At 51.6% G+C, this 401-nt stretch carries 2 tRNA genes and 1 other RNA gene; all 3 read left to right on the forward strand.

What is annotated here, in order from left to right:
- Positions 1-85 precede the first annotated feature (85 nt).
- The 3 genes from NV64_RS22945 to NV64_RS22955 all read left to right on the forward strand — a co-directional run bounded on the left by NV64_RS22945 (position 86) and on the right by NV64_RS22955 (position 399).
- A non-coding RNA gene (locus NV64_RS22945) (RtT sRNA) lies at positions 86-210 on the forward strand.
- Positions 211-243: 33 nt separating this feature from the next.
- Positions 244-319: transfer RNA gene (locus NV64_RS22950), tRNA-Val, on the forward strand.
- A gap of 4 nt (positions 320-323) precedes the next feature.
- Positions 324-399 (forward strand) — tRNA-Lys (locus NV64_RS22955).
- Positions 400-401: the final 2 nt, after the last annotated feature.

The raw sequence follows: 401 nt of genomic DNA on the forward strand, positions 1-401 counted from the left end.
CGTTAGCTCAGTTGGTAGAGCAGTTGACTTTTAATCAATTGGTCGCAGGTTCGAATCCTGCACGACCCACCAATTACAAGCAATACACGGTGTTTAATCGTGAAGGATGAGAACCGTAAAGGTTCGGGTCGAGCGAAAGCGAGACAACGTTGCCAGTGGCAACGGCCCGAAAGGCGAGGCGTCAGCCGAGTCATCCTGCACGACCCACCACTAAAGCAGTTGAAGTTGTTTGAAGTACGATATGGGTGATTAGCTCAGTTGGTAGAGCATCTCCTTTACACGGAGGGGGTCGGCGGTTCGAGCCCGTCATCCCCCACCATATCGGGTCGTTAGCTCAGTTGGTAGAGCAGTTGACTTTTAATCAATTGGTCGCAGGTTCGAATCCTGCACGACCCACCAAT

Source organism: Erwinia sp. B116 (genome assembly GCF_002865965.1).
Lineage (GTDB): Bacteria > Pseudomonadota > Gammaproteobacteria > Enterobacterales > Enterobacteriaceae > Erwinia.